Annotated in this window: 5 protein-coding genes; 2 read left to right on the plus strand and 3 right to left on the minus strand. The window is 65.6% G+C overall.

The window, feature by feature from the left end; genetic code table 11:
* The coding region (locus VHL31_RS23595; protein WP_329663700.1) for a sugar ABC transporter substrate-binding protein at positions 1-996 on the minus strand (996 nt) is incomplete at its 3' end.
* A gap of 131 nt (positions 997-1127) precedes the next feature.
* Between VHL31_RS23595 and VHL31_RS23600 the strand changes: the two genes are divergently transcribed.
* Together VHL31_RS23600 and VHL31_RS23605 are read left to right on the plus strand one after the other, a co-directional pair.
* The gene (locus tag VHL31_RS23600; protein WP_329663701.1) at positions 1128-3107 is read left to right on the plus strand and encodes an FAD-dependent oxidoreductase; all 1980 of its coding nucleotides are present in this window, start codon (positions 1128-1130) and stop codon (positions 3105-3107) included.
* An 83-nt stretch (positions 3108-3190) separates the two neighbouring features.
* Positions 3191-3922 (plus strand): FadR/GntR family transcriptional regulator, encoded by a 732-nt coding sequence (locus VHL31_RS23605; RefSeq protein ID WP_329663702.1) that lies wholly within the window; start codon positions 3191-3193, stop codon positions 3920-3922.
* Here the strand turns inward: VHL31_RS23605 and VHL31_RS23610 are convergent, their stop codons facing one another.
* Both VHL31_RS23610 and VHL31_RS23615 read right to left on the minus strand, forming a co-directional pair.
* On the minus strand, positions 3923-4690 hold the full coding sequence (locus tag VHL31_RS23610) for an ATP-binding cassette domain-containing protein (protein WP_329663703.1): 768 nt from the start codon (positions 4688-4690) through the stop codon (positions 3923-3925).
* Positions 4687-5439, minus strand: coding sequence for an SDR family oxidoreductase (locus VHL31_RS23615; RefSeq protein ID WP_329663704.1), 753 nt, complete (start codon positions 5437-5439; stop codon positions 4687-4689). The genes VHL31_RS23610 and VHL31_RS23615 overlap by 4 nt, the downstream gene beginning before the upstream one ends.
* Between the last annotated feature and the right edge of the window lie 216 nt (positions 5440-5655).

Genomic DNA, 5655 nt, shown 5'->3' on the forward strand with positions numbered 1-5655 from the left:
CGGGTCGTCGACGTTCGACTTGGTGATCGCCGCACCGGGGATCTTGAGGTTCGGGCCCCAGTCCTCGTTGGTGAGCGTCGCATCCAGCCCCAGCACCTTGTAGCTGCCGGTCTGGAGTTCTTCGCCAGCGATGATCTTATCGATGAACATGGCGAGGCCATAGACCTGGGCGTAGGTCGGCTGCTCGATCTCGGCCTGCTGCCAGCCGTTACGGATGTTGTCCAGGCCCACCGGGGCACCATTGGACGCCATGAGCATCATCTCGCCGGGCTTCATGCCCTTGCCTTCCATGATCGACACGATCGGCACGGTCAGGTGCGCCGCATGGCAGAACACGAGGTCGATGTCCTGTGTGACCAGGAGCTGGTCCTCGAACACGCGGCCAGCGTTGGTCGGCTCCCAGAGCAAAGCTGCCTTGGTGATGATTTCGACGTCGGGCGCTTCCTTGGCCATGACGGCCTCGAAGCCCTTTTGAATGTCCAGCGTGTAGTTGTCGCCGGGATCGCCCAGGATCTGCAGCACCTTACCCTTGGCCGAGCCATGCCGCTCCTTCAGGAGCCGGGTCGCCTCCGCGGCTGCCAGCTCGCCCATCGCGACCGTTCCCGCGACGGACGTCAGCTCGAACTGGGTCGACGTGATCAGCCGGTCGAAGTTCAGGACCTTGATGCCGGCTGCCCGTGCCTTCTCGATCCCTGGTACGATCGAATCGAATGCCACCGCGTTCATGATGACCGCGTCGGGCTTGGTGTTGATCATGTCCTCCAGCTGCGAGAGCTGCCGGGCCGCATCGTTCTGCGCATCGACGGAGGTCACCTCGTAACCCAGCGACTTGAAGACGGATTCTACCGCCTTCTGGCTCTCGGTCTGGAACTCGTCCAGAAGGGTCGGGATCATGTAGACGATCTTGCCCTTGCTTTGCGCGGATGCGGGGCGAGCGGCCCCGAGGGCTGCGGCGGCGGCAAGGAGCATGCTCACATCACGACGGCTGAGGCGCATCGAGGGATCCCCTGAATATCTGGACGTCTCCGATCGAACGATCGGACGGAGGCACAGTCAAGCAGCGCGGCTTGCCGATCGCCGCATTGATGCGCAGGCTCGTACGACGCAGGCAGCGAGAAGGTCAGAGCATGTTCCCGAACCTGTTTACGCCGCTGACGATCCGCAACTGCACGTTGAAGAATCGCGTCGTCTTCGGCGCACACACGAACAACATGGCGGAAGGCGGGCTGCCGTCGGAGCGCACCGCCGGATACTACCTGGAGCGCGCCAGGGGTGGTGCTGGCATGATCGTCGTGGAGCCCGTGCCGGTGCACGAGACTGCCGTGCTGACCCGAGGCAACTACCTGCCGGACGACGACCGGGTAGTGCCTGCGTTCCGGCAGCTGGTCGGAGCGTGCAAGGCCTACGGCACGGTCATGATCCAGCAACTCTACCATGTCGGCGCTCATGGCGATGCCGACAACAGCTTCGCGCCGAACTGGTCGCCATCGGGAGCACCGTCGTTTCACGACGCAGACGGCAGCCATGCGATGACCCTGACGGAGATCGCAGAGATCCAGGACGCCTTCATCCGCTGCGCCCTGCGTGCCAAGGACGCGGGCTTCGATGGCGTCGAGTTGTTCGCAGCCTACAATGCCCTGATCGACCAGTTCTGGACCCCGCTCACCAACCGGCGGACGGACGATTACGGGGGCAGCTTCGAGAAGCGGATGCGCTTTTCCGGCGAGTTGCTGTACCGGCTGCGCCAAGCCTGTGGCGAGAACTTCGTCGTCGGGCTCGCTGTCTCCGCCGATCCCGACACTCCCGGCTGCCTGACGCTCGATGAACTCCTGGCGGCGGTTGCCTGGCACGACGAGCGCCGGCTGATCGACTATGTCACCTGTGGTACGGGCAGCTATTTCGACTTCGCCAGCATCATCGCGACGTCGCCTTATCCGGACCGCCTGGGCGAGCCGTTCGCGGCTGCTTTGAAGGGGGTCGTGCGCCATGCCAAGGTGCAAGCGGAGAGCAGAATCACCACGGCGGAGGATGCGGAGGCGCTTGTCGCCGCCGGCTGCGCCGACATGGTGAGCATCGTGCGTGGACAGATCGCCGACCCGTGGCTGGTGGCGAAGGCGCAGGCGGGGCGGCCGGACGACGTTCGGCCCTGCATCGCCTGCAACCAGCTCTGCTGGGGCAGGCGCGCCCGGGACTACTGGATCTCATGCCTGGTCAACCCATCGGCCGGCCGGGAATTCATGTGGGGTGGCGACCGGTTCCAGCGCACGACCGTGCCACGCCGGGTCCTGGTGATCGGTGGCGGGCCAGCCGGGATGGAGGCGGCGCGTGTCGCAGCCGAGCGAGGCCATCGGGTCACGCTCATCGAGCGCAGCCATGAGCTTGGAGGCCGCTTCCGTCTGGCGGCACGGCAGCCTGCGCGCGAGAAGATCGGCAAGCTTCTCGACTGGTACCGCCGCCAGCTCATGAGCCTGCAGGTCGAGATCCGGCTCGGTGTCGAGGCAGGTGTGGAAAGCCTGACTGGATATGACGAGGTCGTGGTCGCCACCGGTGCGCTGCCGGCGCGTAATGGCTATCAGCGTGCCCTTCCGGACCGGCGGCGCCTGGAGGGGATCGAGCGCCGCAACGTGTTGGACATTGAGGACGTGCTCGATGACCCCGCGGCGCGACGCCTGCAGATCGAGCCGGACGTTCTGGTCCTGGACGACCTCGGCAACTGGCGCGGGATCGGCACGGCGATCCTCCTGCAGGAGCGGGGCCATCGGGTGACCATCGCTACACCGGACGGCGAGGTCGCCAGGGGTCTGGCCAACAGTACCGCCGACGGCCCGCTGCGCCGGCGCTTCGTGCAGGCTGGCGGCAGGCTGTCGCCCTATACCGCTCTCGATGCGTGGCTGGAGGACGGTGCACGGCTGCTCGACCTGCTTTCGGGTGAGACGAGGACCGAACGCTTTGGGACGCTTGTGCTGGCGACGACTCCAATTGCAAACGACCGTCTGGCGCGCAAGGCGCAGGAAGGAGTCCCGGTGGCATGCATTGGTGATGCCGTGGCCTCGCGGCGGGCCAGCCTCGCGATCTACGAGGGGCGGAAGACAGGTCTCACCCTTTAGTGGATGACACGCCGGAGCGAGCTTGACGCGGACCCCGCCGTGACCATCACCTTCTTTCAACAGGGTAGGTGGGAACAATGAGCATGGCGAAGGCGCAAGGCCGCTCGAAGACGGCTGTGCAGTCGGCGCATCGCGCCATGACCGAGGGGATCGGCCTCGACATCCTCAAAGGCGAGTTCAGGATCGGAGAGCTGCTGCCGCCCCCGGACGAACTGGCCGAGCGCTACAAGGTGTCCAGGACGGTCCAGCGCGAGGCGTTCAAGACGCTCGCAGCCAAGGGCCTGGTCGCATCGAAGACGAAGGTCGGCACCTGGGTGATGCCGGAACGGTTCTGGAACATGTTCGATGCGGAACTGCTGGAATGGCGCACCCGACTCGGCATGGACCAGCGATTCATCGCTTCGCTGTTCGAGGTCCGGCGCGCCCTGGAGCCCGAGGCCGCGGCGCTGGCCGCCCAACGGCGCAGTGCCAAGCAGGTAGAGCAACTGCGTGAGACGGTCACCGCCATGGCGGCGTGCACAGAGCGCCACGCCTTCATCGAGTGCGATCTGGCCTTCCATGTCGCCATCACCGAGGCATCGGGCAATCCGTTCCTGCAGTCGCTTGGTGGACTGATCGAGGCCGCCCTGGGCGCGGCGTTCGCCAGATCGACCCCGGTTCAGGGAGTTGAGCAGCTTCGCCACTCGGCGGCCCAGCACCGTACGATCTTCCGGGCAATCGAAGCGCGTGACGCCGAGGCGGCACGCGCGGCCATGATCGTCGTGATCAATACCGGGGCGGAGAACGCCCGTGCCCAGAGCGCGCCAAGCGGCTGATCATTGCAGGTTCTGCGGCCTGGCCAGCGCCGCGTCGCCCGTGATCAGCTCGATCAACTCATCGTGCGAGGTCTCGGCGCGCATCCGGACTCCCTCCACCCGGCCCTGTCGCAGCACCACCATCCGGTCAGCGACCTGCAAGGCATGAAGGACGTTGTGGGTGATCACGACGACCGAAATGCCCTCGCGCCGAACCCGCTCGATCATGTCCAGCCCCTTGCGGGTCTGTTCCACGCCGAGGGCCGCGAACGGCTCGTCGAGGAGCACGAGCTTGCCGCCGAAATGGACGAAGCGGCAGAGCTCGATGGCCTGGCGCTGCCCGCCCGACAAGTTCTCGACCTTGGCCCGCACGTCCGGGATCTTGGTGCCAAGTCTCGCCAGCGCCGAGCGCGTCGTCTCCTCCATCTCCTTCTCGCGCAGCCAGCTGATCCCGGCGAACCGGCGGGTCAGCTCGCGTCCCATGAAAAAGTTGCCGACCACGTCGACATTGGGCGCCAGCGACAGGTCCTGATAGACCGTCTCGATGCCCAGTGACTTCGCATCGGCCGGACCGCTCATGGCGATCTCGCTGCCGTTCCACAGGATCCGTCCGGACGAGGGTGGCTGTGTTCCGGCGATGATCTTGATGAGCGTCGACTTGCCTGCGCCGTTGTCGCCGAGCAGCGCAATGACTTCGCCCGGCATCACTTCGAAGCTTACATCCGCAAGCGCGGTTACCGCACCAAAGCGCCTTGCCACATGGTCGATTGCGAGAAGTGGGGTCGTCACGCCTTGCCCTCCGGAAGAGTCTGGCCGCCGTCAACCACGATGGTGGTCCCGGTCACATAGGCCGCCTCGTCCGAGGCGAGGAATAGGAAGCTGTGCGCGACCTCCCGAGGGTCGGCCAGCCGCTTCAGCGGAATGGCCGCCGCCATGCCGTCGATGAAGTCCTGCGAGCGCTCCGCCCGCATGCCCTCGGTCAGCACGTTGCCAGGTTCCACGCCATTCACCGTGATGCCGAACGGCGCACCCTCCAGTGCCGCTGCTTTGATCAGGCCGATCAGCCCGGCCTTCGACGCCGCGTAGTGGGCGTGCTTGGGCGGCACGACCCGTGGCCCCGTGATGGAGGTGGTGAGGACGATCCGGCCATAGCCTTGCTGCTTCATCGGGCCGAACGCCGTCCGAACGGCGAGGAAGGAGCCACGAAGGTTGACCGCCAGCACCTTGTCCCATTCGGCCGTCGATATCTCATCCAGCGCCGTCTCCGGAAAGATGCCGGCATTCTGGATGCAGATGTCGAGACGCCCATGGGCCTCGACAATCGCCGAAATCACCGCCTCAACGTCACGTTCCTCGGACACGTCGCACGGCATGAAGTGACCACCGACCTGCTGTGCAGTCTGCTCGCCCTCGACCGCCTTTCCATCGGCGATCCAGACAATGGCTCCCTCTTCGGCCAGCCGGCCGGCTATGGCGGCGCCGATACCGCGCGCCGCACCGAATACCACCGCCACACGATCCGTTACCCGACCAGCCAAACTCCGCTCCCGCTAATGTGCGGGCGGATCGTGCCGCGTCGCGAGACGATCCGCCAGGGGGGTGTTAGGCGACCGGAATGAGTTCCAATGCTACTTCACATACAGTTCGAAGCCGCGCACGGCGATGGCGAAGTCACGCTTGTGCTGGGTCTCCGAGCTGGTCTGCATCATCGACACGAACATGCCGTTGATCTTCCCGGTCGGGTCGTTGCGCGG

Origin of the sequence: Geminicoccus sp. (assembly GCF_036263595.1) — a bacterium.
In the GTDB taxonomy this organism is placed as follows: domain Bacteria; phylum Pseudomonadota; class Alphaproteobacteria; order Geminicoccales; family Geminicoccaceae; genus Geminicoccus.

Excerpts from the sequence above, each read along its gene's own strand:
- VHL31_RS23600 (WP_329663701.1), top strand. The coding sequence starts at position 1,128 with ATGTTCCCGAACCTGTTTACGCCGCTGACGATCCGCAACTGCACGTTG.
- VHL31_RS23605 (WP_329663702.1), top strand. The coding sequence starts at position 3,191 with ATGGCGAAGGCGCAAGGCCGCTCGAAGACGGCTGTGCAGTCGGCGCAT.